Origin of the sequence: Loktanella sp. SALINAS62, from assembly GCF_018263905.1 — a bacterium.
GTDB lineage: Bacteria > Pseudomonadota > Alphaproteobacteria > Rhodobacterales > Rhodobacteraceae > Loktanella.
The window spans coordinates 472667-497942 of sequence record NZ_JAAFZU010000055.1; the positions used below are offsets into that span (position 1 = coordinate 472667).

Sequence of the window (25276 nt, forward strand, 5' to 3'; positions counted from 1 at the left end):
CGCGGTCTCCTGTGGGGTCCGCTGCGGCGGGTGACGGGCGGGCGCATCAATACGGCATCGGATGGGCGCGATGTGCGGTGTCGATCTCGGCCAGCACGTCGTCAGACAGCACCACGTCGCGTCCCGCCAGCGTGCGTTCCAGTTGGTCCGCCGTCGTCGCACCGAAGATGGCAGAGATCGCAAAGGGACGTGTGCGCTGCCACGCCAGCGCCAGATGAACCGGGTCCAGATCGTGGCGGGCCGCGATGTCCAGATAGGCCTGCGTCGCGTCATAGACACGCGGCGTATCGCGCCCGCCCAGATCACCGTTGATCGCCATGCGGCTGCCATCCGGTCGCGCACCGCCCTGATATTTGCCTGTCAGCAACCCACAGGCCAGCGGCGAGAATGACAAAAGCGTCACGTCCTCGTTCACGGCCATTTCGGCGCTGTCGGTATCGAACAGGCGACACAGCAGGGAATATTCGTTCTGCACGGATGCCATACGCGGCAAACCGTGCTGTTCGGCCAGATCGCACCATTTGGTCATGCCCCACGCGCTTTCGTTGCTCATGCCGATGGCGCGAATCTTGCCCGCCTGCACTGCGTTGCCCAGCGCGCGCAGCACGCCGTGCATGTGATCCAGCGTCCGGGCGCGGTCCTGCCCCGACGGATCATAGGTCCAGTTCTGCCGGAACATATACGACCCGCGATCGGGCCAGTGCAGCTGATACAGGTCGATCACATCCGTTTGCAGCCGCCGCAACGACGCATCGATCCCGTCCATGATGTTGTCGGGGGCATAGCCCGCACCGTCGCGCACGAAACCGCCGTTGGGTCCCGAAATCTTGGTCGCAACGATCCAGTCGTCGCGCCGTCCGGTGCGCGCGAACCATTCGCCCAACACCTGTTCGGACTGGCCGACCGTTTCCTTGGCCACGGGATTGACCGGATACATTTCCGCACAATCCAAAAAGTTGATGCCCGCGTCCAGCGCCATGTCCATCTGGCGGTGCGCGTCAGCAACGGGCGTGTGCGTGCCAAAGGTCATGGTGCCCAAACACCAGTCGGTGACTGTGATCCCACTGCGGCCAAGGTTCAGTTTTTCCATCGTGTCTTTCCCCATGCGATTGCGGGCACACTAGCCTTCATCACCGCGACCGCAAGCGCGGCAGAATTAGCGCTGGCACTGACGCCACGCCGGGGTCATCACTTGATCCATGCGAATGCTGATTTCCTTTGCGGCCCTGTTTTTGTCGGCAGGCCTGTTGCAGTTCTCTTCTGGCGGCGTCGGGCCACTGGATGCGCTGGCAGGCCTGCGGCTGGGCTTTTCACAGGAAATGGTGGGCTTTCTGGGGTCAGCACATTTCGCGGGGTTCTTTATCGGCTGCTGGTGGGCGCCGCGCCTGATGGGCGGCGTCGGGCACAACCGCGCCTATGCTATCTTTACCGCGTTGGGGGCGATCGGACTGGCGGCGCATGTTGTCACCACGAATCCCTATTGGTGGGCATTGTTTCGGGTCGCGTCCGGGCTTTGCATCGCGGGCTGCTACACGGTGATCGAGGCGTGGTTGCAGGCCAAGGTCACGAACGAAACGCGCGGACGCGCGATGGGCAGCTACCGCGTCGTCGATATTTCATCCTCTCTGGTTGCGCAGTTCATGGTCGGCGCACTGGCCAATCTGGAAACCTATGTCGCCTATAACCTGCTGACGATCATCTGTTGTGCGTCGCTGTTGCCGCTGGCGCTGACCCGTGCCCGCGCGCCTGACACGCCAGAGGCGACGCGCCTGCGGCCCATGATGGCTTGGGCTTGCTCTCCACTCGCCGTGGCGGGGGTGCTGGCGGCGGCGGTGTCCAGCGCATCGTTCCGCATGGTCGGCCCGATCTATGGGCAAGAGGTCGGGTTGGAGGCGCGCCAGATCGGCGTATTCCTTGCCGCCTTTGTGGCAGGTGGTGCGCTGGCGCAATGGCCTGCAGGTTGGCTGGCCGATCGTTACGACCGGCGCTGGGTGCTGATCGGCCTGTCGGTGGCGTCTGCGCTGTCTTGTCTTGTGACGGTGCTGTCGGCAGCAAGCGGGACGCAGGCCGTGATGGCCAGCGCGTTCCTGTTCGGGCTGACGTCATTTCCGATCTATTCGGTCAGTGCCGCGCATGCCCATGATTTTGCAACCGACGACCAACGCGTCGAATTGTCGGCTGCATTGATGTTTTTCTACGCTGTGGGGGCCATCGCCGCACCCTATACCGCGTCGGCCCTGATCGCGGGATTTGGCCCGGCGGCCCTGTTCGCCGCCATTGCCATAGCGCATCTGTTGCTGGTGGTATTCGGTCTGGCGCGGATGCGGCGGCGCACGACGCCGTCCACGCGCACGCCGTATGTTTTCACCCCACGCACCACATTCCTGATCGGGCGGCTGTTGCGCCGGGCCCGCGACCGCAAGCTGCCGGACCGACGCCGCTAGCGCCACGCCTTGCCAGCGGGCCGCCGTCTGGGTAAGTCGCGGGAACACGCAAGCAAGGATCCCGTGACATGGCCCGCCACCTGATTACCTCTGCCATTCCCTATATCAACGGGATCAAGCATCTGGGGAACCTTGTCGGCAGCCAGCTGCCCGCCGACCTGTTTGCCCGCTACCAGCGCGCGCGCGGTCACGAGGTGCTGTTTTTATGCGCCACCGACGAACACGGCACACCGGCAGAACTGGCCGCAGCAAAAGCGGGCAAGCCCGTTGCAGAATATTGCGCCGAAATGCACGACGTGCAGGCGCGGATCGCGGATGGTTTTGGCCTGTCCTTTGATCATTTCGGACGGTCGTCCAGCCCCCAGAACCACGCGCTGACGCAGGGCTTTGCCGGGCGGCTGGCGGATCAGGGCCTGATCCGTGAAGTCACCGAAGAACAGGTTTATTCCGTGACCGACGGGCGTTTCCTGCCCGATCGCTACATCGAAGGCACCTGCCCCAACTGCGGGTTCGAAGACGCGCGCGGCGACCAGTGCGATAATTGCACAAAGCAATTGGACCCGACCGATCTGATCAATCCGCGATCAACCATTTCCGGCGCCACGGATCTAGAGGTGCGGACGACAAAACATCTGTATCTGGAACAATCCAAGCTGAAGGGCAAACTGGCCGACTGGATCGACAGCAAGACCGACTGGCCTGTGCTGACGACATCCATCGCCAAGAAATGGCTGAACGACGGCGACGGCTTGCAGGACCGGGGCATCACCCGCGATCTGGACTGGGGCATTCCCGTGCGGCGCGGCGCCGACGACTGGCCCGGCATGGAAGGCAAGGTGTTCTACGTCTGGTTCGATGCGCCCATCGAATACATCGCCTGCGCGCAGGAATGGGTCGACGCAGGCAAAGGCAGCGACTGGGAATCGTGGTGGCGCACCGACAAAGGTGCTGACGACGTGCGCTATACCCAGTTCATGGGCAAAGACAACGTGCCGTTCCACACCCTGTCTTTTCCAGCCACGATCATGGGTGCGGACGACAACTGGAAGCTGGTCGATTACATCAAATCGTTCAACTATCTGAATTACGACGGCGGCCAGTTCAGCACTTCCCGCGGGCGCGGCGTGTTCATGGATCAGGCGCTGGATATCCTGCCCGGCGACGTCTGGCGCTGGTGGCTGTTGTCCCATGCGCCTGAATCGTCTGACGCGGAATTCACGTGGGAATCGTTCCAGCAGGACGTGAACAAGGATCTGGCCGACGTGCTAGGCAACTTTGTCAGCCGTATCACCAAATTCTGCCGATCGAAATTCGATGAAAGCGTGCCTGCCGGCGGCACCCCCGGCCCGGCAGAGGTGGCGCTGACCCGCGAATTACAAACCCGGATGGACGCCTATGTCCGTCACATGGATGCGATCGAGGTCCGCAAGGCGGCGGCAGAGCTGCGCGCGATCTGGGTCGCGGGCAATGAATATCTGCAATCCACCGCGCCCTGGACCACGTTCAAAACCGATCCCGATCAGGCAGCCTGTCAGGTGCGCCACGGTCTGAACCTGATCCGGTTGTATGCGATCCTGTCCGCCCCGTTCATTCCCGACATGGCTCGGATCATGGCCGAGGCGATGAATGTCACCGACACCGACTGGCCCGCAGATGCCGCCGCAGCACTGACCGCACTGCCCGCCGGTCAGGCGTTCACGGTGCCCGAAAACCTGTTCACGAAAATCACCGACGAACAGCGTCAGGAGTGGTCGGAAAAGTTTGTAGGCACGCGTACTTAGGGCCGTCAAAGGGACCGATATTGGATAACAGGGACTTTGTGCTAGGTATTTCGACAACGTTAATCAGATCGGACCCTTCACATGCGCCTATTCGCATTCATCACCTCTTTTGCACTGGCAGGCACATCGGTTGCCGCAGCCACCTGCGGCAACGACGGCAGCGGATTTAATACCTGGAAACAGCAGTTCGCCCAAGAAGCGGCAGCGGCTGGTATCGGCCAACGCGGACTGGCGGCATTGGCCAACACATCCTATGCCCAGCGCACCATCAACGCCGACCGCAACCAGAAATCATTCAGCTACAGTCTGGATGAATTCATGCGGATTCGCGGGGCCGATACCATCGTCGCACAGGGTCGCCAGAAGATCGCGAACAACCCGACATTCTATGCCAACCTCGAAGCGCAATACGGCGTTCCCGCCAGCGTCATTGTGGCGATCCACGGCATGGAAACGGCGTTCGGTAATTTCATGGGCGACAGCAACGTGCTTAGCGCGATCACCACGCTGGCCTATGACTGCCGCCGTTCGGATTTCTTTACCCCGCACGCGCTGGCAGCCCTGCAACTGGTCGATAGCGGTGCGATCAGCGGCAACACCGTCGGCGCGATGCACGGGGAATTGGGGCATACCCAGTTCCTGCCCGCCAATGTCATCCGTTACGGCGTCGATGCCGACGGCAACGGCGTGGTCGATCTGACCAACCAGACCGATGCCCTGTATTCCACGGGCAATTTCCTGCGCCAAAAGGGCTGGCAGGCCGGTCAGGGCTATCAGGAAGGGCAGCGCAACTTTGCGGTGATCCAGCAGTGGAACGCTGCGGGCGTTTATCAAAAGGCGATTGCCATCATGGCCGCACGGATCGACGGCACAAGCTGATTGTCCACAAAACGAAATCAGTTTTGCCTTGATTTGATCAGCAACAGTTGCGAGGATTCTGAAAAAAGAGTCCCGCAACCGCAGGTCTGTTAATAACGCTACAGAGGCAAACATGGCAGAAACAAAATTGAAAGAAGCTGAAGCAACCGCACAAAAGCCCGGCACGCTTCCCAGCAAGACACGTTACAAATCGGACAATCCATTTAAAATGCCGCAACGACACGATGCAAATCATCTGATGAAACTGTTCAAGAACCGCCGTGACACCATCCGCAAGGAAAGACTGGATCCTGAAACCGTCACATTTGACGACGGGTTAGAATATTACGTCTGCACCGACGCCGGCAAGCCGGGAAAAACGTTGCAGCGTTTCCGCGATTTCGCCCTGCCCTATACCGCGATTTATCAGGGCCAGGTGATGCAGGACCTGTGGTGCCTGTATGAACTTGACGGCAAACGCGAAGGCTATTTTGTCGATTTCGGCGCCACCAACGGCACGACGATGAGCAATTCGCTGATCCTAGAACGAAACTTTGACTGGACGGGCATCGTGGCCGAACCAAATCCCAGTTTTCACGAAAATTTGGCGCGCGCCCGCAATTGCCATATCAGTCATAAATGCGTCCACTCGTCGACCGGGGATACGATGGAATTCCTGATGGCGGCCCGCCCGATGTTTTCCCGGCTTGCCGCCGCATCCGACGGGCTGGAATTCGAAGAAGGCGGCGTTGAGGAACGGATCAAGGTGGACACGATCACCCTGAATGACCTGCTGGATGAATTCGACGCGCCCGATGTCATCGATTTCATTTCCATCGACACCGAAGGGTCGGAAATGGACATCATGGCAAAATTCGATTTCGGCCCGCGTCACGTGCGGCTGTTCGCCATCGAACACAACCACGAAGAACGGCGCGACCACATCCTCGAACTGATGACGGCAAAAGGTTACGTGCGCCGTCTGCCGGAACTGTCGAAATTCGACGATTGGTACATCCACGAAAGCGATATCCGCGACTGATACCGTCTGTCAGGTGCGCCGCAGCCGCAGGACCACGTCCACCGCGACGACCTGCGTGCCTGCGGGTGCGGCGGGCAGATTGCGGATATCCAGCGATTCGCGCGGCGCGTCCGTCAGCTCTGCGGTGTCTTCCCAATAGAAATGGGGATGGTCGCACAGGTCGGTGTCGAAATAGCTTTTCGCGCCGTCCACAACGATTTCACGGAGCAGACCCGCATCGCAAAACGCGCGCAGCGTGTTGTAAACCGTGGCCAGCGACACCTTGCCGTCGGATGCACTGGCGGCGTCGAACAGGCTTTCAGCGGTTACATGACGATCACGGCCATCACCCATCAACAGCGCAGCCAAGGTCACACGCTGGCGCGTGGGACGGACACTGGACCGCGACAACCATTCGGTTGCACGGTCGACATGCGTTGGTGTTATCGTTGAAACGTCTTTCATATTATCAACATATGGGATGCGGGCGGGTCTGTTCAATGACTTTTCGACCTCGCGGTCGCCTTGCACGGGCTGGCGACCAAGTGGTAGGCATAGCGCAGAATTGACAACATCACCCTGCAAAGGACGCCCATGGCCGATTTTCCATCATCCTTCGACCGCGACGAGCTGCTGAAATGTGCACGTGGCGAACTGTTCGGCCCCGGCAACGCACAATTGCCCGCGCCACCGATGCTGATGATGGACCGGATCACGGATATCTCCGGTGATGGCGGCGCGCATGGCAAAGGTCACGTCGTTGCGGAATTCGATATCACACCGGACCTGTGGTTTTTTGACTGCCACTTTCCCGGCAACCCGATCATGCCCGGCTGTCTGGGGCTTGATGGTTTGTGGCAGCTGACCGGCTTCAATCTGGGCTGGCGCGGCTGGCAGGGGCGTGGCTACGCCTTGGGCGTCGGAGAGGTCAAACTGACCGGCATGGTCCGCCCGGATCGCAAGATGCTGACCTACAAGATCGATTTCACCAAGGCGATCCAGACCCGTCGCCTGACGATGGGTGTGGCTGACGGGATCGTCGAAGCCGACGGCGAGGTGATTTACATCGTCAAGGACATGAAGGTCGCACTCAGCGAAAGCTGATCTGACGGCGGCACCCCTGCGTCCCCTTGGCATGTTGTGCAGCAAGCTAAATGATGCGGGTTCAGGGTTGCCCCTGTGACCGCCCGTCTTCTAAACAGAACCGATATCACCGGAAGGAACGTCCATGCGTCGTGTCGTCATTACAGGGTTGGGCATCGTCTCACCGATCGGAAACAATGCGGACGAAGTGCTGGACAGCCTGATGGCCGGACGGTCCGGCATCGAAGCCAGCCCCGACATGGCCGAACACGGGTTTCGCAGCCAGATCGCGGGGACGCTGAAACTCGACGTGGCCGACCATGTGGACAAACGCACCCTGCGGTTCATGGGACCGGGTGCCGCCTATGCCCACATCGCAATGTCACAGGCGATAAAGGACGCGGGTCTGACCGACGACCAGATCGTCAACCCGATGACCGGCGTGATCGCGGGGTCTGGCGGTCCGTCCACATCCGCGATGCTGACCGCCCACCAGACCGTGCTGAACACCGGTGCGACCAAACGGATCGGGCCGTTCGCGGTGCCGAAAACCATGTCCTCGACCGTCAGCGCCAACCTTGCGACGGCCTACCAGATCAAGGGCATGAACTTTTCCATCACCAGTGCGTGTTCCACGTCGCTGCATTGCATCGGCATGGCGGCCCAGCAGGTCGCACTGGGCACGCAGGACATCATGTTCGCGGGCGGCGGCGAAGAACTGGACTGGACGCTGTCCTGCCTGTTCGACGCCATGGGGGCGATGTCGTCCAAATATAACGACACCCCGACCAAGGCATCCCGCGCCTTTGACGCTGGCCGCGACGGGTTCGTCATCGCCGGTGGCGGGGCCATGGTCGTGCTGGAAACGCTGGAATCCGCACAGGCGCGCGGCGCGCATATCTACGCCGAAGTCACCGGTTTCGCCGCAACATCCGACGGTGCCGACATGGTCGCACCATCCGGCGAAGGCGGCGAACGTGCCATGCGCGGTGCGCTGAAAACCCTGCCAGACGGTCGCAAGATCAGCTATATCAATGCCCATGGCACCAGCACACCCGTCGGTGACGTCGGAGAGATCGAGGCCGTGCGCCGCGTGTTCGGTGACGGATCGACACCGCCCGTCAGCTCTACCAAATCCATGACCGGCCACAGCCAGGGCGCGACCGGCGCTCAGGAAGCCGTCTATTGCTTGCTGATGCTGAAAAACGACTTTATCGCGCCGTCGATCAATGTCGAAAATCTGGACCCTGCGCTGAAGCCCGAAGAAATCGCGACAACCCGCGTGGACAACGCGGCGCTGGACACGGTGATGACGAACTCGTTCGGGTTCGGCGGCACCAACGGGTCGATGCTGCTGTCAAAGTTGAAGGATTGACGCCATGATCACGATGCAGGGCAAACGCGGGCTGGTGATGGGTGTGGCCAATGAACGGTCCATCGCGTGGGGCATCGCCAAGGCGATGGCCGACGCAGGCGCGGAACTGGCATTCACCTATCAGGGCGAAGCGTTCGGCAAGCGGCTGGAACCATTGGCCGCCAGCGTCGGGTCGGATCTGATGGTCGATGTCGACGTCACGAACGAAGACAGCATGGACGCCGCATTCCAGATGATCCGCGACCGCTGGGGCCATCTGGATTTCGTGGTGCACGCGATCGCCTATTCGGACAAATCCGAACTGACGGGCCGGATCATCAACACCAGCCGCGCCAACTTCAAGAACTCGCTGACGATATCGTGCTATTCGTTTATCGACGTGGCGCGCCGCGCATCCGAATTGATGCCCGATGGCGGCACCCTGCTGACACTGACCTATCAGGGCAGCAATGCGGTGACGCCGAACTACAACGTCATGGGCGTGGCCAAGGCGGCGCTGGAATCGTCCGTGCGCTATCTTGCGAATGATCTGGGGCCGCAGGGCATCCGGGTCAACGCGATCAGCCCCGGCCCGATGAAAACGCTGGCGGGCAGCGCCATCGCAGGCGCGCGCAAGACGTTCAAGCATACCGGCGAAAACGCCCCCCTGCGCGACAACGCCACACTGGAAGCGGTGGGTGGCACAGCAGTCTATCTGGCGTCCGACGCTGGCGCCTGCACAACCGGAGAGATCATTCGCGTGGATGGCGGGTATCACGTGCTGGGGATGCCGCAGGCGGAAAATCTGTAGGCGGACGCAGTCGACGATTGTCAATCGCCGGAATGGCAAACCGTGCTAATCCTGCTCGATCACATCCAGACGGGACATCGCCATGCGCCAGATTTTCGTGAACCTGCCCGTCACCGACCTGAACCGCAGCCGCGCGTTTTACGAAGCTTTGGGGTTCACCATCAACCCGCAGTTTTCCGATAAAACCGGAAATTGCGTGGTGGTGTCCGACACGATCTGCCTGATGATCCTGACGCATGCAAAATTCGCGGCGTTTTCGCCCCGCCCCATCGCTGACAGCCACGCGCAGACCGCATCACTGGTGGCGCTGTCGTGTGACAGCCGGGCAGAGGTTGAGGCAATGACGAATGCAGCCACCGCCCATGGTGGCACCGATAACGGCACCACACAGGATATGCCCGATTTCATGTATGGCCGCAGTTTCAGCGACCCCGACGGCCACGTGTTCGAACCCTTCTGGATGAACCCCGTGGCCGTCGACGCGCAGCCTGCTTAGGCGGCGTTGACTTCGACCAGTTTGACGTCGAATGTCAGGTCCTTGCCAGCCAGCGGGTGGTTGGCATCCAGCGTCACCGTGTCATCGGTCAGACCGACGACTGTGACAGGAACGGCCTGACCTTGTGGTGTCTGCATTTGCAGTTGCAGGCCTTCTTCCAGCGGGATTTCGGCCGGAATATCGGCGCGCGGCACGTCCTGACGCGCTTCTTCGTTGACTTGGCCGTAGGCCTGATCTGCTGGGATCTCGACCTTCTTTTCGTCGCCGGGTGTCATGCCTGTGATGGCCGCGTCCAGACCGGGGATGATCTGACCGGAACCGACAGCGAATTCCAGCGGATCGCGGCCTTCGGAGCTGTCAAAGACCGTGCCGTCGGACAGGGTGCCGGTGTAGTGAATTTTGACTGTGTCGCCTTGTTTCGCTTGTGTCATGTCTTGCCTTTCAGTTTGAAATTTCATCGTGGTTATCGAAGCTGGCCATAGGATGCAAACCGCTTTCCCTTGGCCCCGCCGCCGTGGCACAGTCCTGTGACATACGTATTTTCAAGGACCGCTGGATGCCCCGTTTCGCCACTGCCGATGGAACCGAACTCTATTTCCACGAAGAAGGTTCCGGCCTTCCTGTGCTGGCCCTGCCCGGCCTGACGCGCAACACAACGGATTTTGACCACGTTGCCCCGCATCTGAATTGCCGCCTGATCCGGGTGGATTATCGCGGGCGCGGCCAGTCCGACTGGGCCGCACCCGACACCTATACCGTGCCCGTCGAAGCCGCCGATGTGCTGGCCCTGATGGATCATCTGGACCTGCCGCAGGCCGCCGTGCTGGGCACGTCGCGCGGCGGCATGATCGCAATGTTTCTGGCCGCCACGGCCAAGGATCGTTTGCTGGGCGTCGCGCTGAACGACATCGGCCCCGACATCGCAGAGGACGGCCTGAACCTGATCCGCGCCTACGTCGGCAAGCGCCCGGCGCAGAAAACCTATGCCGAAGCCGCCGCCGCCCGCGCCGCCCATTTGCCGGGATTCGCGGGCGTGCCAATGGACCGATGGCTGGCAGAAGTCGCGCAGCACTACGCCGAAGGTCCCGATGGATTGACCCTGCGCTATGATCCCGCGCTGGCAGGCACGTTGGGCGATGGATCAGCGCCCGCGCCAGATCTTTGGCCGCTATTCGATGCGATGGCCGGCCTGCCGCTGGCCGTGATCCGGGGTGCGAATTCCGATCTGCTGACGCCCGACACGCTGGCCGAAATGCAGCGCCGCCGCCCCGACGCCATCGTCACCACGGTGCCCGACCGCGCCCATGTGCCGTTTCTGGATGAACCGGAATCGCTGGACGCCCTGCACCGCTGGCTGGGGGATATGCGATGAACATCGACATGATCCGCGCCGCCGCAACGCGGCTTCGCGGGTATGTGCGTGAAACCCCGTTGCTCAGCTCGCCATTTCTGGACGAACTGACCGGACGCCGTATTCTGGTCAAGGCGGAATGCCTGCAACACACTGGCAGTTTCAAGTTTCGCGGCGCATGGTCGGCTGTGTCCGCGCTGGACGATGAGCAACGCAAATCCGGGGTGATCGCGTTTTCATCCGGCAATCACGCGCAAGGCGTGGCGCTGGCCGCCCGGATGCACGGCGCACCTGCGGTCATCATCATGCCGTCGAACGCCCCTGCGATCAAAATCGCCAACACCCGCGCCTTGGGTGGCGAGGTGGTGCTGTATGACCGCAAAACTGAAAGCAGAGAAGAGATTGGCGCCACACTCGCAAAGGATCGCGGACTGACCCTGATCCGGCCCTATGACGACGGCCAAGTCATCGCGGGCCAAGGCACGACAGGACTGGAAATCGCGGCACAGGCGCGCGCCATCGGTGTGACACAGGCAGAGGTGCTGGTGTGTTGCGGCGGGGGCGGTCTGACATCCGGCGTCGCCCTCGCACTGGAAGCAGAGGCACCCGACATGCGTGTCCACCCCTGCGAACCCGAAGGTTTCGACGATGTGGCGCGCAGTCTGGCCGCAGGCGAAATTCAATCGAACCCCAGCCAGACGGGGTCGATCTGCGACGCCATCGTCACACCGCAACCGGGTGATCTGACCTTTCCGATCCTGAAAAGGCTGTGCGGTTCAGGCTATACGGTCAGCGATACCGACTGCCTGCGCGCCATGGCAGAAGCGTTTCAACGGCTGCGGATCGTGGTCGAACCGGGGGGCGCTGCCGCGTTGGCCGCGGCACTCTACCAGTCGCAGGCCGACACCGTCATCGCCATCGCCACCGGCGGCAATGTCGATCAAACCATGTTCACACGCGCGTTGGGGGAAATGTGATGTTCATTGAAAACAATGGTGTGCAGTTGCACGTTCAGGTCGATGGCAGGCAGGACGCATCCGCGCCGACAATCGTTTTTGCCAATTCGCTGGGCACCGATCTGCACCTGTGGGACCCGATCATGGACCTGCTGCCCAAAGGCCCGCGCTACATCCGGTGGGATAAACGCGGCCACGGTCAGTCCGACGTGCCACCAGCACCCTACAGCATGGGTGCCTTGATCAGCGATGCCGAAGCCATCTGTGACGCGCTGTCTGTGCGGGACTGCGTGTTCGTCGGCCTGTCCGTCGGCGGGATGATCGCCCAAGGCCTTGCGGTCAAGCGGCTGGACGTGGTGCGCGCGCTGGTGCTGTCGAACACGGGCGCAAAACTGGGCACCCCAAAACTGTGGAACGACCGGATTGCCGCCGTGCGGGCGCAGGGTATGGCAGCCTTGGCCGATGGCATCATGCAGCGTTGGTTCGCGCCCGCCTTTTGCAACTCTCCCGCCGTCGCACCTTGGCGGCAGATGTTGCTGGACCAAAACCCCGAAGGCTACGCAGGCGTCTGCGCCGCCATTTCCGGCACCGATTTCATGACGCCCACCAGCGGCCTGCGCCTGCCGACACTGGGGATTGCAGGATCCGATGACGGCTCGACACCCGCCGATCTGGTGCGCGAAACCGTGGGTCTGATCCCCGGTTCGGATTTCCACGTCATCCGCCGTGCGGGCCATCTGCCCTGTGTGGAACAGCCGGCAGACTACGCAAGACTGTTGACCGATTTCCTGACCCGCACCGGCACGCTTTGACATGCGCCTGCCGGTCCTGTTCATCCTGATCACCATCATGATCGACGCGATGGGGATCGGGTTGATCCTGCCGGTCATGCCCGCCCTGATCCAAGAGGTCGAAGGACTGGGCCTTACACGCGCCGCCGTCTGGGGCGGCATCCTGGCCACCATTTTTGCGGTGATGCAGTTCATGTTCGGCCCGCTTCTGGGCGCGATATCCGACCGCTATGGCCGCCGCCCGGTTCTGCTGGTCGCCCTGGCCGTCATGGCGCTGGATTACATCCTGATGGCACTGGCGCACACGATCTGGCTGCTGGTGATCGGACGGATCATCGGCGGCATCACAGCCGCGACCCAATCGACCGCCGGTGCCTATATGGCCGATATCAGCGCCCCACAGGAAAAATCCGCCAACTTCGGCCTGATCGGCGCGGCCTTTGGCGTGGGTTTTGTGCTGGGGCCACTGATGGGCGGTGTGCTGGCCGAATACGGAACACGCGCGCCGTTTTATGCCGCAGCATTTTTGGCGGCGGCAAATCTGATCTTTGGCTGGTTCGTCCTGCCCGAAACTGTGACCGACCGCATTCGCCGCCCGTTCAGCTGGCGCAGGGCAAATCCGGTCGGCGCGTTCCGCCATATCGCGGCGCTGCCCGGCGTCAGGCGTTTGTTGATCGTCACCTTTGTCTATGGCGTGGCGTTTTACGTCTATCCGGCGATCTGGGCTTACTTCGGTCAGGAACGCTTTGGCTGGGGGCCGGGCATGGTGGGCCTGTCACTGGGCATGTTCGGCATCGGCATCGCGGTGGTACAAGGCCTGCTGATCCGCCCTATTATCGCATGGCTAGGTGACCGGGGTGCCGTTCTGGCCGGTTTGACGATGGATGTTGCCGCCTTCGTGGCGCTGGGGTTCGTGACCAACGGCTGGATCGCGCTGGCATTGACGCCGCTGACAGCACTTGGATCTGTTGCAGCGCCCGCCTTGCAGGGGATCATGTCGCGCACGGCTCAGGACAACCAACAGGGCGAATTACAGGGCGTTTTGACCAGTACGCAAGCCGTCGCCACCATTCTTGCGCCACTCGTGATGACCCAGACCTTTTATGCCTTCACCGTCCCGGGCGCGCAGATCTACATGCCGGGTGCACCATTCCTGCTGGCAGCGGTGCTGACGCTGGGCTGTTTGGGTCTGATGCTGGCCTCGTCCCGCCAGCCCCGGTTACCATGACGGACCCCGTCGGCACCAAACGCAGTCGTCTGGACGGACCGTGATCATATCGACTGACCCATTGCATCATCTTGCCAAAAAATACTCAAAAAAGGAACACCCGATGAAACTCGCAGACCTCGACATTGTCGTGACTGCCCCACCGGCGCCGGGTTGGGGCGGGCGCTACTGGATACTGGTCAAGGTCACGACCGACACCGGGATCACGGGTTGGGGTGAATGTTATGCCAGCAGTATCGGTCCGGACGCGATGCGGGCAGTTATCACGGATGTCTTCGCGCGGCACATGGCGGGTGAAAACCCCGAAAATATCGACCTGATGTTCCGGCGTGTCTATTCTGCAGGGTTTACCCAGCGCCCCGATCTGACCGTCATGGGCGCGTGGTCCGGGCTGGAAATTGCGTGCTGGGATATTCTGGGCAAAGACCGCGACCGCCCCGTTCATGCGTTGATCGGCGGGCGCACCAACGACCGCATCCGCGCCTACAGCTATCTTTATCCGCAACCCGGTCACGCCCTGCCCGATTTCTGGTCCAGCCCCGATCTGGCGGCGGAATCGGCCCGCGCGCTTGTGGACCGTGGTTATACGGCGGTAAAATTCGACCCCGCCGGACCCTATACGATCCGGGGCGGGCATATGCCGTCGCTGCACGACATTTCGCGGTCGGTCGCATTTTGCAAGGCGATCCGCGACGCCGTCGGTGACCGCGCCGACCTGCTGTTCGGCACCCATGGCCAGTTTTCCACCGGTGGTGCGATCAGACTGGGTCAGGCCATTGCACCCTATCAGCCCCTCTGGTTCGAAGAACCGATCCCCCCAGACAACACGCACGAGATGTCCAAGGTCGCAGCCAAGTGCGGTATCCCCATCGCCACGGGCGAGCGCCTGACCACAAGGTCGGAATTTGCGCCTGTGCTGCGGTCAGGTGCCGCCACGATTGTGCAACCGGCACTGGGGCGCTGCGGCGGTATCTGGGAGGGGCGCAAGATCGCTGTCCTGGCCGAAGCCTATAACGCGCAACTGGCCCCGCACCTGTACGCCGGACCGATCGCATGGGCGGCGAATATCCAACTGTCCGCCGCCATTCCCAATATCCTGATGGCCGAAACCATCGAAACGCCCTTTCACTTTGACCTTATCCGCAACACCCTGACGGTCGAGAACGGCTATATCCCCGTGCCCACCGCCCCCGGCCTTGGTATCGACGTCGATGAGGATTTGGCCCGCGCGCACCCCTACAGCGTTGACGCGCTGCATCTGGAGATGCAGCAGGACGCCATCGACCACCATGCGCCGCACCATTTGCCGCCCTCGATCTAATCACCTGACGCGGTCATTCTGGGCCGTCTAGCCGCCGTATTCGGCGTCAGTCACATGGTCCAGCCACGTGACGGCGGACCCATCGATGTCTTCCTGCAGGGCCAGATGGGTCATCGCAACATCGGGCGCAGCCCCGTGCCAATGCCGCACGCCTGCCGGGAAACGCACGATGTCGCCTGCCACAACAGGCTGGATCGGGCCGTCCTCGATCTGGATGCGACCCGCGCCTTCGGTCACGATCAGAACCTGACCGGCGGGATGGGTATGCCAAGCGGTCCGCGCGCCGGGCGCGAATGTGACCTGCAGCCCCGACAGACGGCTTTCACCTTCTGCCGCGAACATCCGCCGAAGCGACACATCGCCGGTGAAATAGTCCGCAGGCGCGGGCGTGACGGGCAGCGCATTGAGGGCAGTAATCGACATCGCGGTGGCCTTTCATGGCGGATCTCTGCAAACCTAGCCCGATCAGTGCGGGGGCCAAAACGATTTTGCGACCACGTGCAGGCGCTGCTTGTCTGCGGCGCGCGCCTGTCCCATGCTGAAACCCACTTCGCCACCCCGCCAAGGATCCGATCCCCATGTCTACGCCGCCGAACGATTCGACCCCCGCGCTGTTCCCGCTGGGGCAGGACGGCATCCTGATACGGTGTGGTGACGGTTTCGCCGCCGCCCCCGATGCGGCGCAAACCTTGGCCAACAGGGTCCGCGCGGCAGACTTGGCGGGTGTGACAGAAATTGCCACCTCTCTTGCATCCGTGTTCATCCGCTTTGCGCCGGGGGTCGTGACACGGGCCGCGCTGTCCGACCGGCTGCGTGCGCTGGCCGCAGACCCCGTCACGCGCCAGAACAAAGCCCTGCGGCGCTGGACAATCCCGGCCAGCTTTGGCGGCGACAGCGGCCCACAACTGGCAGAGGCGGCAGCTTTGGCGGGCCTGTCCACCGCTGATGCCGTGGCAGAGGTGACGGGCGTCGATCTGTCGGTGCTGGCGATCGGGTTTGCACCCGGCCAGCCTTATCTCGGGCACCTTGGGCCCGGTTGGGACATGCCGCGTCAGCAGAACCTGTCACCCCACGTTCCGGCTGGCGCACTGGTCGTGGCGCTGCGGCAGATGGTGCTGTTCGCGAATGCCAGCCCGACCGGTTGGCGCTGGATCGGGACATGTGCGTTTGCACCGTTTCAGCCCGACCGGGCCACGCCGTTCGCGCTGCGCGCCGGGGACCTCATCCGCTTTACCGCGACCGATCCGGACACCATCGACCGACTGCGCGACCAGCCCGACGGCCTTGGCGGTGCGGCATGCGAGGGTCTGGCGTGACCGCCCTGCTGCATGTGTTGCGCGCCGGACCGCTGAGCACGGTGCAGGATCAGGGCCGGCCGGGTCGCATCGGTGACGGGCTGTCGCCCGGCGGCGCGATGGACCGTCTGGCCCTTCTCGAGGCGGCGGCGCTGCTGGGGTTGGAAGGTGTCGGCGAAACCATAGAGATGGCGGGCATGGGCGGACGGTTCCGCAGTGATGCGCCGCTGCGGTTTGCCCTGACGGGCGCGCGTATGGATGCACGGATCGACGGGGTCGCACTGCGTTGGAACGCAACGCATTGCCTGCGCCCCGGCGAGGTGCTGGACATTCGGGGCACGTTGGCAGGCAACTATGGTTACATGACACCCGCTGCGGGGATTTTGACAGACCCGGTGCTGGACAGTCGCGCCGCGCATCTGTCGGTCGGGCTGGGACGCAGGTTGCAGGACGGCGATCAGCTGCCGCTGGGCCACGATCCGGACCCGGACAGGGCCCCGTGCGCGCTGGACGTGACGGACCGCTTGTCGGGCGGTCTGCTGCGCCTGATGCCCGGACCGCAGACGGATATGTTTACCGCAGATGCCCGCACCCGGTTTGCTGAAACAATGTTTACCCGTGCCGCACGGTCCAGCCGCACAGGCACGCCGCTGGATCATGACGGCGCGCATTTCGCCCCGCGCACCACCACCAGCCCGGTGTCGGATTTCATCACTGCGGGCGACGTCCAGATCACCGGCGACGGGCGGCCGTTCATCATGATGGCCGAATGCCAGACCGTCGGCGGCTATCCCCGGATCGGCACGATCATAACGGATGACCTGCCCCGCGCGGTGCAGGCCGCCGCAGGCGCGGCCCTGCGGTTTGCATGGATCACGTCGGCACAGGCGGATGCGGAAAACATGTCACAGACAGCACAACTGCGCGCGCTTGCACCCCGGGTGCAGCCACTGTTGCGCGATCCCGCTGACATTCCCGACCTGTTGTCCTATCAACTGATCGGCGGCGCGACCGCCGGCCATGATCCGGAGAATGACCCATGACCAGAACCGTCGATCTGAACGCCGATATGGGCGAAAGCTTTGGCCCTTGGAACATGGGCAACGACGCCGCCCTGCTGAAACTGGTCAGTTCCGCCAACATCGCTTGCGGATTTCATGCGGGCGACCCCGACACGATGGCGCGGACTATGGACCTTGCCTTGGCGGCCGGGGTCGCGTTGGGCGCACATCCGGGCTTTGCCGATCTGCAAGGCTTTGGGCGGCGGCGGATCGACCTGTCCGCGGCAGAGGTCACGCATCTGATCCAGTATCAGTTGGGGGCCGCCATGGCGCTGGCGCAGGCGCGCGGCGCGCGGCTGTCGCATTTCAAGCTGCATGGTGCGCTGGCCAATATGGCGGCAAAAGATACGGCGCTGGCCACCACCTGTTTTCGCGCAGCCCTTGCGGTGCAACCGGATCTGCGGCTGACGATCATGCCGCTGACCGCCCATCAGGCCGCAGCGACAGCGCTGGATGCGAGTTGGTCAGCAGAGATTTTTGCCGACCGCGCCTATGACGACGATGGCACGCTGACAGACCGCGCACAGCCCGATGCGATGATCAGCGATCCAGACATGGCAGCCGCCCGCATTGTCGACATGTTAAACAATGGCGGGATCACGACACGGTCCGGCAGGCTGTTGGCGTGCCCGATCGACACCATCTGCGTGCATGGTGACAACGCGGGCGCGCTGGCGATTGCGGGCAGGCTGGCTGCGGCATTGCACGATGCGGGTTATACCGTCGCCGCGCCGGACCGATCAGACCCGACCCGTGGCCCATAACCACCAGACGACTGCGATAAACACCGCGATCCCCAAGGCCGACCATTTCGCAAGGCCGCGCAGGATCAGGGTCTTGCGCCGTTCCATCGGATCGATGGTTTTCAATGCCTTGACCGCAAGCGTGGCGGAACGGGCGACGCGGCCCACGTCGATCTGGCGCGACAGCGTGGGGTGGCTGGCATGCAGTTCCGCCGCCGCCACTGCATCGATATCGCGGCGCAGGGTGGCAGGCAGACGCCTGCGCCCCAGTTTGCCCATCTGGGATTGGATCGTGCTGCCTTTCAGGCCCAGTCGCGCCTCGATCAGGCGGTGGACATCTTGGATGTGGCGGGTTGTCTGGGCATCAGGCATAAGGTGCGGTGTAAGCGCGCGGCGCGGCGTTCTCAAGCGACCACGCACCACAGCCCCGCGCGCCTGTCACGAGGAGGCCACATGCTGAACACCATCCTGCACGGTGAACCCACCGATGCGCCGCCCCTGTTGATCGCCCACGGGCTGTTTGGTTCTGCGCGCAACTGGGGCGTGATCGCGAAACGTCTGTCGGACACGCGGCAGGTGATCGCCGTGGATATGCGGAACCACGGCGACAGCTTTCACAGCGACACGCACCGTTATCCCGATATGGCAGACGATCTGGCCCACGTCATCGCGGCACATGGCGGGCACGCGGATGTGCTGGGGCATTCGATGGGGGGCAAGGCTGCGATGGTGCTGGCATTGACGCAACCCAATATGGTGCGCCGCCTGATCGTGTCCGATATCGCGCCAAAGGCCTATGCGCACGACCAGTTCGGTCCACTGAACGCGATGCGCGGCGTCGATCTGTCTGCGGTCGAAACCCGCAAAGACGCCGCAGCACAGATGGATATCGACCCCGCCGTGATCCCGTTTTTGCTGCAAAGCCTGAACCTGCGCGACCGCCGCTGGGATCTGAACCTGACTGCATTGGGGGACGATATGGACCATATCACGGGCTGGCCCGAACCAGTTGGACGCTTTGGCGGACCGGTACTGGTGCTGCGCGGCGAAAATTCCGATTATGTCGCGGACGCTGATGCCGATGCGATCAGTGCGGTTTTCCCCGGTGCCCGGATCGAAACGGTGGCGAACGCAGGCCATTGGCTGCACGCCGAACAGCCCCGCGCGGTGGAATCCGCCGTTCGCAGCTTTCTGGAAATGGCCGCATGAAAAAGCGCGGTATCCTGAACGCAGCCCTGTCGGCGGCCATCGCGCGGATGGGACATGGTGACGGTCTTGTCATTGCGGACGCAGGCTTGCCCGTGCCGCCCGGCGTGCCCGTTGTCGATCTGGCGGTCATTGCAGGATTGCCCAGTTTTGCCGATGTCCTAGCCGCGATCCTGACAGAGTTGGAAGTCGAACATTGCCTGATGGCGCAAGAGTCAGGTACGGACCTGCAATTGCTTGCGCCCTGCCCGCCCCGGCTGGTGACACACGATGCGTTCAAGCTGGCGACACGGGACGCACGCGTTCTGGTGCGCACCGGGGAAACCACACCCTATGCCAATATCGTTTTGTATTCCGGTGTTACATTCTGACCCGTGCGTTGAAGACGCGGTTGCCGGATCTACTTTAGCTGCTCAACTGTATCATATACAAAGGTGCCCATCATGACCCGTCTGACTATCGTCGCCATTGCGCTGACTGCACTGACCGCCTGCAACACCATTGCGGGTGCAGGTCAGGATCTGTCAACCGCCGGTTCAACCATCACGCAGGAGACGCGCGAAATTCAAAGCGACCTGTAAGCGCATCACTTCACGTCCCGTTCTGACCAAAGGAAATTTTAGCATGTCCCTGACCCGAAGCGTCATTGTCGCCGTCATTGCCGGTATCATCGGAACGATCGCCAACGCGATTGCCATCAATATACTGGCGGGCGCGGATGTGATGCCGCTGATTATGTCCTTTGGTCGGAACGCCGTGGCGGTGTTGATCGCGCTGTTGCTGATCCCGTTGTTTCATCGTGGCACCGGGGCCGGGGCGTTTTTTGGGGGGCTTGCGTTGCTGACCGTTCTGCCGTCCCTGCTGGCGGTCTATGTCTTTGACGCGAACGCACCATGGAGCTTTGTTCTGGGCGTGAACTTTGTCTATGCGCTGACCGCGACGATCATCTTTGCGGCCACCTACCGCAAGAAATCCTGATCCGTTAATGTCATCTCAGGCGGACCCGTGCCATAACGCGCACGGGTCCGCTTTCGTTTATCCCCGGACCGGAGCAATGGATGTCCGACACGCCCGCCGCACACAACAGAATGTCCGGCATCCTGTCGCATCCCCTGCTGCGAATGCTGATCCCGCTGGCGATCATGCTGATCGCGCTGTTTGTCCTGCGCAATCTGAGCCGCGAAATCGTGCCCGCCGACCTGATGCGCGCGGTGCAGGGCTATTCCTGGCAGGCGATTGGAATGTCGGTCGCGGCGATGGTCAGCAGCTACATTGCGCTGGCGCTTTATGATCCGGTGATCCTGCGCGGGATGAAAACGCCCGCGATGCCGGGCTGGGTGCCCGTCCTGACCGGCGTCAGTTCAATGGCGGTGTCGAACCTGCTGGGTTTTTCATGGCTGACAGGCGGTGCGATCCGGTATCGCATTTATGCGGCGTTCGGGGTCGATATCGCTGCCGTCGCGCGTCTGATCGCCACGTCTTGGATCGCCTTTGCATTAGGTCTGCTGACGCTGATCGGGCTGATGTTCACCTTTCGGCCCGAAGGGCTGTCGCAGGTCATCAATCTGCCAGCACTACCGGGCACGATCATCGGATTGAGCTTGCTGGCCGGTGTCGGCGCATTGTTTTTATGGACCTGGCCCAGCAGCCGTGAATTGCGGATCGGCGTGCTGTCCACCTCGTTGCCAAAGGCGACGCGCGGATTGACTCTGATGGCCATTGCGCTGACCGACCTGATCGCCACGGCGCTGACCCTGTATTTTCTGATGCCGGCGGATCTGGCGGGCAATTTCGTTTATTTTTTCATCATCTTCATCGGTGCGCTGGGGCTGGGGTTCATCAGCAACGCCCCAGGCGGCCTGGGTGTGTTTGAGGCGACGATCATTGCCGCGTTGGGCGGCACCGGGCGGCCCGACCTGTTGGCCGCACTGCTGGTCTACCGACTGATTTATACGCTGATGCCCTTTGGCATTGCTGTTTTGGGTCTGGCACTGGCCTGGACCCTTGCGAACCGCCGTCGTGCGGGTGCGGCGGCACTGGCGCTGCGCCGGGCCATGCGCCCGATCGTGCCGGTTCTGACCGCCGTACTGGCGATGCTGTCAGGCGCCGCGCTGCTGTTGTCGGGCGACCTGCCTACCGTGTCAAAACGGATGGACATTTTGCAAGATATCTTGCCGCTGGCGCTGATCGAAACCTCGCATCTGCTGTCATCGGTTGCTGGCGTCATGTTGCTGATCGTGGCGCGCGGGCTATATCGCCGGATGCGCCGCGCATGGCTGATCGCGATGGGGTTGCTGGCTGCCGGGCTGGTCGCATCACTGCTGCGCGGCATCGAATACGAAGCAATGATTGCCCTGTCGCTGTCACTGCTGGTGTTGTGGTCGTTTCGCGACGCGTTCCACCGGGTCGGTCTGGGATCTGCCCTGCGGCTGAATGTGCGCTGGATCGTGTCGCTGGTGCTGCTGTTCGCGGGGATCACCTGGATCGGGTTTTTCGCCTATCGCAACGTCGCCTATTCGCAAGAGCTGTGGTGGCAGTTCGCGTGGTCCGCCGATGCGCCGCGTTTTTTGCGCGCGACGGTCCTCGTATCGGTCCTGCTGGCGGCGGTATCGCTGAATTCGCTGATCAGCCGCGCCGCAACCCGGCTGCGTCCTGAACCGATCCCGGACGTGGTGCGCAAGCTTGTGGCGCAAAGCACGGTCACCGATGCCGCGATGGCGCTGACCGGTGACAAACGGTTCTTAATCTCACCCGACGGCGACGCCGCGATCGCCTATGCCGATACCGGGCGCAGCCTGATCGCAAAGGGCGACCCCATCGGCAACCGCGTGTCAGGCGAATCGCTGATCTGGGACCTGCGCGACATGGCCGACCGCATGGGGCGCACCTGTGCATTCTACGCGGTGCAGACCGCCTATCTGCCAGCCTACCTTGATCTGGGGCTGCATGTGGTCAAGATCGGGGAAATCGCGCGGGTGCCACTGGCCGGGTTCAGCCTGGACGGTCCAAAACGCAAGGACTGGCGCCATGCCCAAAGCCGCGCGATCCGCGATGGTTATGACTTTGCCATCATCCCTGCCGCAGAGGTGCCGGAATATATCGATGCGCTGCGCACGGTATCGGACGCCTGGCTGGCGCTGAAGGGGGGATCGGAAAAGAATTTCGCACTGGGCCGGTTCGATCCGGCGTTCCTGCAATATTTCGATATTGCCGTTCTGCGCCACCGCGAAACGGGGCGCATCGCGTCCTTTGCCAACATCTTGAAGGCGTCCGACAAGAGCGAACTGGGGATCGATTTGATGCGGTACGATCCAGCGACCACGCCTGCGGCGATGGACGGGCTGTTCGCGGGGTTGTTGTTGTGGGCGCGGGACAGTGGATACACATGGTTTTCGCTGGGGGGCGCCCCGTTGGCAGGTCTGGAAAGCCGTCCGCATGCGCCCGTCTGGAACCGTGTCGGTGGGTTCATCTATACCCACGGCGCGCGGTTCTATCATTTCGAAGGGCTGCGGTCGTTCAAGCAGAAATTCGACCCCGAGTGGGAGCCGAACTACCTCGCCTCTCCGGGGCAGTTGCAGGCCGCGCGGGTGCTTTATGAAGTGTCGCTGCTGATTTCAGGGGGATTGCGCGGATTGCGGCGCAAGTGACCGGGGGCGCTGCCCCCGGACCCCCGGGATATTTACGGCAAGAAGAAGCCGGGCCGTCAGCGCGTCAGACGTTTCAGCAGGGAAGATGTATCCCAGCGGCCGCCGCCCATGGTCTGGACGTCCTTGTAGAACTGATCGACCAAAGCGGTGACGGGCAGGCTGGCGCCGGTTTCATTCGCCTTGGCCAGGCAAATGCCCAGATCCTTGCGCATCCAGTCGACGGCGAAACCGTGGTCGTAATGATCCGCCAGCATGGTGTCCGACCGGTTGGCCATCTGCCATGATCCGGCGGCGCCCTGACTGATCACCTCGACCACGGCAGCGGGATCAAGGCCCGCCTTTTGCGCGAAATGCAGCGATTCCGCGAGACCCTGCACAAGCCCCGCGATGGCGATCTGGTTGCACATCTTGGTGGTCTGGCCCGCGCCCGACGCGCCGATGCGGCGGCACAGTTTGGCATAGGTCTGCATGACAGGTTCGGCTGTGTCATAGGCGGCCTGATCACCGCCGCACATGATCGACAGCTGGCCGTTTTCCGCCCCCGCCTGCCCGCCGCTGATCGGCGCATCGACAAAGTGCAGGTCAAGCGCGCGGGCGGCGGCGTACAGTTCCGCCGTGACCTGTGCGCTGACGGTGGTGTGGTCGACAAAGACCGCCCCTGCTGCCATGCCCGCGAATGCGCCGTCCGACCCCAGCGTCACGCTGCGCAGGTCGTCGTCGTTGCCCACACAGGCAAAGACGATGTCGGCGCCCTGTGCCGCCTTGGCCGGAGTGTCGGCGTGTTTGCCGCCGTGTTCACTGGCCCAGCCTTCGGCCTTGGACGCGGTGCGGTTGTAGACGGTGACGCTGTGGGATTTGGCGAGGTGGCCCGCCATCGGGTAGCCCATCACGCCAAGGCCGAGGAAGGTGAGGTTCATGGTGGGGGTCCTTGTTTGAGACGCAGCATGTTGATTTTGCCGCAACTGTGAAGCGGAGTCGGCCGCCAAATTAGGGAAGAGCAAACCTTATTAAACGAGATAAAGCTAGGATCTAACATATCGCCAAGATATATTTATTTCATCGTCAAAGGCCTCTGGGACTTCGGTATGTACTTTCTCAATAAGCCTATTTAATAATTCCCAGCACTCCGAACCTAGTGCATCTAATTCATTCGCTTCTGCTTTTTCATGCGCTGTCCAAGGGCCCGGGGACAGCCGACGTGCTTTAACGTAAATTCGCGCCGATTCCTCATCGCCCTCTCGAGTAGTATTGGTCGCAAGCTGCTGTATGAATTTTATAAACTTGAAACTAAAATCATCAAAAGAGTTACGTAGACGAGGTTTTTGGAATTTAATCAGTCTACGGTCAATGTCTGTAGTTAATGCAGAAAACTCATCAAAATATTCCGACGGCAGGCTGTTTCTAAAACTGTGCTCCCACAGTAAAGTCCTAAGTTGATGCGCATGGTATCCCAAAAATAGCTTTGCCACCCTAATATCGTTGGCTGTTGACGCACGGTAAACAATCTCATCACTCCTTTTAAATTCGGTTGAAAACCAAACAAATAGTGAAATTGAAAATGTAAGTAGTGGTTCAGCGTCAGGTGCGGTTAAAACCCCGTCCCAAAACAACCAAGTTAAAGCAGCCATAGAAACCAAGCCGGCTCCTATTCTCGCAATGGTTTGCGGAACTCTAGGAAAATCACTCACAGATCGAGTACGCCCTCTAAAAATAATCGCTACAAAAATATATCGAGACTGTAGCGTTTCTCTTGTCCAACTCCATTCTCCAAAAATACCACAAGCATGGAAACACCTTGATCTATTTTCGCTTAACTCAGACAAAAGGAG

The 25276-nt window shown here is 61.7% G+C and carries 28 protein-coding genes; 21 read left to right on the top strand and 7 right to left on the bottom strand.

The features are described 5' to 3' along the window. Positions 1 to 46: 46 nt before the first annotated feature. The gene (locus GZH79_RS16815; protein WP_211644898.1) at positions 47 to 1090 is read right to left on the bottom strand and encodes an aldo/keto reductase; all 1044 of its coding nucleotides are present in this window, start codon (positions 1088 to 1090) and stop codon (positions 47 to 49) included. Positions 1091 to 1199: 109 nt separating this feature from the next. Here GZH79_RS16815 and GZH79_RS16820 point away from each other — a divergent pair, with 109 nt between their 5' ends. From GZH79_RS16820 to GZH79_RS16835, 4 genes are all read left to right on the top strand, one after another. Then, positions 1200 to 2444: an MFS transporter gene (locus GZH79_RS16820; RefSeq protein ID WP_211644899.1), complete on the top strand. Its 1245-nt coding sequence runs from the start codon at positions 1200 to 1202 to the stop codon at positions 2442 to 2444. Between the two features lie 68 nt (positions 2445 to 2512). Beyond that, on the top strand, positions 2513 to 4225 hold the full coding sequence (gene metG, locus GZH79_RS16825) for a methionine--tRNA ligase (protein WP_211644900.1): 1713 nt from the start codon (positions 2513 to 2515) through the stop codon (positions 4223 to 4225). Positions 4226 to 4306: 81 nt separating this feature from the next. After that, the gene (locus GZH79_RS16830) at positions 4307 to 5104 is read left to right on the top strand and encodes a lytic murein transglycosylase (protein WP_211644901.1); all 798 of its coding nucleotides are present in this window, start codon (positions 4307 to 4309) and stop codon (positions 5102 to 5104) included. 112 nt (positions 5105 to 5216) lie between these two features. Beyond that, entirely contained in the window at positions 5217 to 6125 is a 909-nt protein-coding gene (locus tag GZH79_RS16835) for an FkbM family methyltransferase (RefSeq protein ID WP_211644902.1), read from the top strand. A gap of 9 nt (positions 6126 to 6134) precedes the next feature. Here the strand turns inward: GZH79_RS16835 and irrA are convergent, their stop codons facing one another. After that, positions 6135 to 6569: an iron response transcriptional regulator IrrA gene (gene irrA, locus GZH79_RS16840; protein WP_211644903.1), complete on the bottom strand. Its 435-nt coding sequence runs from the start codon at positions 6567 to 6569 to the stop codon at positions 6135 to 6137. Positions 6570 to 6698: 129 nt separating this feature from the next. Here irrA and fabA point away from each other — a divergent pair, with 129 nt between their 5' ends. The 4 genes from fabA to GZH79_RS16860 all read left to right on the top strand — a co-directional run bounded on the left by fabA (position 6699) and on the right by GZH79_RS16860 (position 9848). Then, positions 6699 to 7208 carry a bifunctional 3-hydroxydecanoyl-ACP dehydratase/trans-2-decenoyl-ACP isomerase gene (fabA, locus tag GZH79_RS16845; protein ID WP_211644904.1) on the top strand — a complete coding sequence of 170 codons (510 nt, stop codon included), beginning with the start codon at positions 6699 to 6701 and terminating at the stop codon, positions 7206 to 7208. A gap of 124 nt (positions 7209 to 7332) precedes the next feature. After that, positions 7333 to 8562, top strand: a complete 1230-nt coding sequence (locus tag GZH79_RS16850; protein WP_211644905.1) for a beta-ketoacyl synthase N-terminal-like domain-containing protein — start codon at positions 7333 to 7335, stop codon at positions 8560 to 8562. Between the two features lie 4 nt (positions 8563 to 8566). Beyond that, a complete protein-coding gene (locus tag GZH79_RS16855) occupies positions 8567 to 9352 on the top strand; it encodes an enoyl-ACP reductase (protein WP_211644906.1) in 786 nt (261 codons plus the stop codon). An 82-nt stretch (positions 9353 to 9434) separates the two neighbouring features. Then, a complete protein-coding gene (locus GZH79_RS16860; RefSeq protein ID WP_211644907.1) occupies positions 9435 to 9848 on the top strand; it encodes a VOC family protein in 414 nt (137 codons plus the stop codon). Here GZH79_RS16860 and GZH79_RS16865 read toward each other — a convergent pair. After that, positions 9845 to 10279, bottom strand: a complete 435-nt coding sequence (locus GZH79_RS16865; RefSeq protein ID WP_211644908.1) for a peptidylprolyl isomerase — start codon at positions 10277 to 10279, stop codon at positions 9845 to 9847. The genes GZH79_RS16860 and GZH79_RS16865 overlap by 4 nt on opposite strands. 125 nt (positions 10280 to 10404) lie before the next feature. Here GZH79_RS16865 and GZH79_RS16870 point away from each other — a divergent pair, with 125 nt between their 5' ends. The 5 genes from GZH79_RS16870 (at position 10405) to GZH79_RS16890 (ending at position 15495) form a co-directional block, all read left to right on the top strand. Further along, positions 10405 to 11220, top strand: coding sequence for an alpha/beta fold hydrolase (locus GZH79_RS16870; RefSeq protein WP_211644909.1), 816 nt, complete (start codon positions 10405 to 10407; stop codon positions 11218 to 11220). Continuing rightward, a complete protein-coding gene (locus GZH79_RS16875) occupies positions 11217 to 12176 on the top strand; it encodes a threonine/serine dehydratase (protein WP_211644910.1) in 960 nt (319 codons plus the stop codon). The genes GZH79_RS16870 and GZH79_RS16875 overlap by 4 nt, the downstream gene beginning before the upstream one ends. After that, positions 12176 to 12967, top strand: coding sequence for a 3-oxoadipate enol-lactonase (gene pcaD / locus GZH79_RS16880; protein WP_211644911.1), 792 nt, complete (start codon positions 12176 to 12178; stop codon positions 12965 to 12967). The genes GZH79_RS16875 and pcaD overlap by 1 nt, the downstream gene beginning before the upstream one ends. 1 nt (position 12968) lies before the next feature. After that, positions 12969 to 14174: a TCR/Tet family MFS transporter gene (locus GZH79_RS16885; RefSeq protein ID WP_211644912.1), complete on the top strand. Its 1206-nt coding sequence runs from the start codon at positions 12969 to 12971 to the stop codon at positions 14172 to 14174. Positions 14175 to 14277: 103 nt separating this feature from the next. After that, the gene (locus GZH79_RS16890; RefSeq protein WP_211644913.1) at positions 14278 to 15495 is read left to right on the top strand and encodes a mandelate racemase/muconate lactonizing enzyme family protein; all 1218 of its coding nucleotides are present in this window, start codon (positions 14278 to 14280) and stop codon (positions 15493 to 15495) included. A 27-nt stretch (positions 15496 to 15522) separates the two neighbouring features. Here the strand turns inward: GZH79_RS16890 and GZH79_RS16895 are convergent, their stop codons facing one another. Then, on the bottom strand, positions 15523 to 15918 hold the full coding sequence (locus GZH79_RS16895) for a cupin domain-containing protein (RefSeq protein ID WP_211644914.1): 396 nt from the start codon (positions 15916 to 15918) through the stop codon (positions 15523 to 15525). A gap of 155 nt (positions 15919 to 16073) precedes the next feature. On the opposite strand from GZH79_RS16895, the gene GZH79_RS16900 reads away from it, so the two are divergent. The 3 genes from GZH79_RS16900 to GZH79_RS16910 are packed head-to-tail and all read left to right on the top strand — an operon-like array spanning position 16074 to position 18615. Then, the gene (locus GZH79_RS16900) at positions 16074 to 16811 is read left to right on the top strand and encodes a carboxyltransferase domain-containing protein (protein ID WP_211644915.1); all 738 of its coding nucleotides are present in this window, start codon (positions 16074 to 16076) and stop codon (positions 16809 to 16811) included. Further along, positions 16808 to 17833 (top strand): biotin-dependent carboxyltransferase family protein, encoded by a 1026-nt coding sequence (locus tag GZH79_RS16905; RefSeq protein ID WP_349291225.1) that lies wholly within the window; start codon positions 16808 to 16810, stop codon positions 17831 to 17833. The genes GZH79_RS16900 and GZH79_RS16905 overlap by 4 nt, the downstream gene beginning before the upstream one ends. Continuing rightward, positions 17830 to 18615: a 5-oxoprolinase subunit PxpA gene (locus GZH79_RS16910; protein WP_211644917.1), complete on the top strand. Its 786-nt coding sequence runs from the start codon at positions 17830 to 17832 to the stop codon at positions 18613 to 18615. The genes GZH79_RS16905 and GZH79_RS16910 overlap by 4 nt, the downstream gene beginning before the upstream one ends. On the opposite strand, the gene GZH79_RS16915 is transcribed toward GZH79_RS16910, so the two are convergent. After that, the gene (locus GZH79_RS16915; RefSeq protein ID WP_211644918.1) at positions 18592 to 18966 is read right to left on the bottom strand and encodes a hypothetical protein; all 375 of its coding nucleotides are present in this window, start codon (positions 18964 to 18966) and stop codon (positions 18592 to 18594) included. The genes GZH79_RS16910 and GZH79_RS16915 overlap by 24 nt on opposite strands. A gap of 81 nt (positions 18967 to 19047) precedes the next feature. Between GZH79_RS16915 and GZH79_RS16920 the strand changes: the two genes are divergently transcribed. The 5 genes from GZH79_RS16920 to mprF all read left to right on the top strand — a co-directional run bounded on the left by GZH79_RS16920 (position 19048) and on the right by mprF (position 23447). Next, positions 19048 to 19803, top strand: a complete 756-nt coding sequence (locus GZH79_RS16920) for an alpha/beta fold hydrolase (protein WP_211644919.1) — start codon at positions 19048 to 19050, stop codon at positions 19801 to 19803. Beyond that, the gene (gene rbsD, locus GZH79_RS16925; RefSeq protein WP_211644920.1) at positions 19800 to 20171 is read left to right on the top strand and encodes a D-ribose pyranase; all 372 of its coding nucleotides are present in this window, start codon (positions 19800 to 19802) and stop codon (positions 20169 to 20171) included. The genes GZH79_RS16920 and rbsD overlap by 4 nt, the downstream gene beginning before the upstream one ends. A gap of 72 nt (positions 20172 to 20243) precedes the next feature. Then, positions 20244 to 20381, top strand: a complete 138-nt coding sequence (locus GZH79_RS16930; RefSeq protein ID WP_211644921.1) for an entericidin A/B family lipoprotein — start codon at positions 20244 to 20246, stop codon at positions 20379 to 20381. A gap of 43 nt (positions 20382 to 20424) precedes the next feature. Next, complete coding sequence (locus tag GZH79_RS16935) at positions 20425 to 20778, top strand: hypothetical protein (protein ID WP_211644922.1); 354 nt, start codon at positions 20425 to 20427, stop codon at positions 20776 to 20778. Positions 20779 to 20858: 80 nt separating this feature from the next. Beyond that, on the top strand, positions 20859 to 23447 hold the full coding sequence (gene mprF / locus GZH79_RS16940) for a bifunctional lysylphosphatidylglycerol flippase/synthetase MprF (RefSeq protein WP_211644923.1): 2589 nt from the start codon (positions 20859 to 20861) through the stop codon (positions 23445 to 23447). 56 nt (positions 23448 to 23503) lie between these two features. On the opposite strand, the gene GZH79_RS16945 is transcribed toward mprF, so the two are convergent. After that, on the bottom strand, positions 23504 to 24364 hold the full coding sequence (locus tag GZH79_RS16945; protein WP_211644924.1) for an NAD(P)-dependent oxidoreductase: 861 nt from the start codon (positions 24362 to 24364) through the stop codon (positions 23504 to 23506). A gap of 105 nt (positions 24365 to 24469) precedes the next feature. Beyond that, positions 24470 to 25135 (bottom strand): hypothetical protein, encoded by a 666-nt coding sequence (locus tag GZH79_RS16950; protein ID WP_211644925.1) that lies wholly within the window; start codon positions 25133 to 25135, stop codon positions 24470 to 24472. Positions 25136 to 25276: the final 141 nt, after the last annotated feature.

Excerpts from the sequence above, each read along its gene's own strand:
- GZH79_RS16815 (WP_211644898.1), bottom strand. The coding sequence starts at position 1,090 with ATGGAAAAACTGAACCTTGGCCGCAGTGGGATCACAGTCACCGACTGG.
- GZH79_RS16820 (WP_211644899.1), top strand. The coding sequence starts at position 1,200 with ATGCGAATGCTGATTTCCTTTGCGGCCCTGTTTTTGTCGGCAGGCCTG.
- metG (WP_211644900.1), top strand. The coding sequence starts at position 2,513 with ATGGCCCGCCACCTGATTACCTCTGCCATTCCCTATATCAACGGGATC.
- GZH79_RS16830 (WP_211644901.1), top strand. The coding sequence starts at position 4,307 with ATGCGCCTATTCGCATTCATCACCTCTTTTGCACTGGCAGGCACATCG.
- GZH79_RS16835 (WP_211644902.1), top strand. The coding sequence starts at position 5,217 with ATGGCAGAAACAAAATTGAAAGAAGCTGAAGCAACCGCACAAAAGCCC.
- irrA (WP_211644903.1), bottom strand. The coding sequence starts at position 6,569 with ATGAAAGACGTTTCAACGATAACACCAACGCATGTCGACCGTGCAACC.
- fabA (WP_211644904.1), top strand. The coding sequence starts at position 6,699 with ATGGCCGATTTTCCATCATCCTTCGACCGCGACGAGCTGCTGAAATGT.
- GZH79_RS16850 (WP_211644905.1), top strand. The coding sequence starts at position 7,333 with ATGCGTCGTGTCGTCATTACAGGGTTGGGCATCGTCTCACCGATCGGA.
- GZH79_RS16855 (WP_211644906.1), top strand. The coding sequence starts at position 8,567 with ATGATCACGATGCAGGGCAAACGCGGGCTGGTGATGGGTGTGGCCAAT.
- GZH79_RS16860 (WP_211644907.1), top strand. The coding sequence starts at position 9,435 with ATGCGCCAGATTTTCGTGAACCTGCCCGTCACCGACCTGAACCGCAGC.
- GZH79_RS16865 (WP_211644908.1), bottom strand. The coding sequence starts at position 10,279 with ATGACACAAGCGAAACAAGGCGACACAGTCAAAATTCACTACACCGGC.
- GZH79_RS16870 (WP_211644909.1), top strand. The coding sequence starts at position 10,405 with ATGCCCCGTTTCGCCACTGCCGATGGAACCGAACTCTATTTCCACGAA.
- GZH79_RS16875 (WP_211644910.1), top strand. The coding sequence starts at position 11,217 with ATGAACATCGACATGATCCGCGCCGCCGCAACGCGGCTTCGCGGGTAT.
- pcaD (WP_211644911.1), top strand. The coding sequence starts at position 12,176 with ATGTTCATTGAAAACAATGGTGTGCAGTTGCACGTTCAGGTCGATGGC.
- GZH79_RS16885 (WP_211644912.1), top strand. The coding sequence starts at position 12,969 with ATGCGCCTGCCGGTCCTGTTCATCCTGATCACCATCATGATCGACGCG.
- GZH79_RS16890 (WP_211644913.1), top strand. The coding sequence starts at position 14,278 with ATGAAACTCGCAGACCTCGACATTGTCGTGACTGCCCCACCGGCGCCG.
- GZH79_RS16895 (WP_211644914.1), bottom strand. The coding sequence starts at position 15,918 with ATGTCGATTACTGCCCTCAATGCGCTGCCCGTCACGCCCGCGCCTGCG.
- GZH79_RS16900 (WP_211644915.1), top strand. The coding sequence starts at position 16,074 with ATGTCTACGCCGCCGAACGATTCGACCCCCGCGCTGTTCCCGCTGGGG.
- GZH79_RS16910 (WP_211644917.1), top strand. The coding sequence starts at position 17,830 with ATGACCAGAACCGTCGATCTGAACGCCGATATGGGCGAAAGCTTTGGC.
- GZH79_RS16915 (WP_211644918.1), bottom strand. The coding sequence starts at position 18,966 with ATGCCTGATGCCCAGACAACCCGCCACATCCAAGATGTCCACCGCCTG.
- GZH79_RS16920 (WP_211644919.1), top strand. The coding sequence starts at position 19,048 with ATGCTGAACACCATCCTGCACGGTGAACCCACCGATGCGCCGCCCCTG.
- rbsD (WP_211644920.1), top strand. The coding sequence starts at position 19,800 with ATGAAAAAGCGCGGTATCCTGAACGCAGCCCTGTCGGCGGCCATCGCG.
- GZH79_RS16930 (WP_211644921.1), top strand. The coding sequence starts at position 20,244 with ATGACCCGTCTGACTATCGTCGCCATTGCGCTGACTGCACTGACCGCC.
- GZH79_RS16935 (WP_211644922.1), top strand. The coding sequence starts at position 20,425 with ATGTCCCTGACCCGAAGCGTCATTGTCGCCGTCATTGCCGGTATCATC.
- mprF (WP_211644923.1), top strand. The coding sequence starts at position 20,859 with ATGTCCGACACGCCCGCCGCACACAACAGAATGTCCGGCATCCTGTCG.
- GZH79_RS16945 (WP_211644924.1), bottom strand. The coding sequence starts at position 24,364 with ATGAACCTCACCTTCCTCGGCCTTGGCGTGATGGGCTACCCGATGGCG.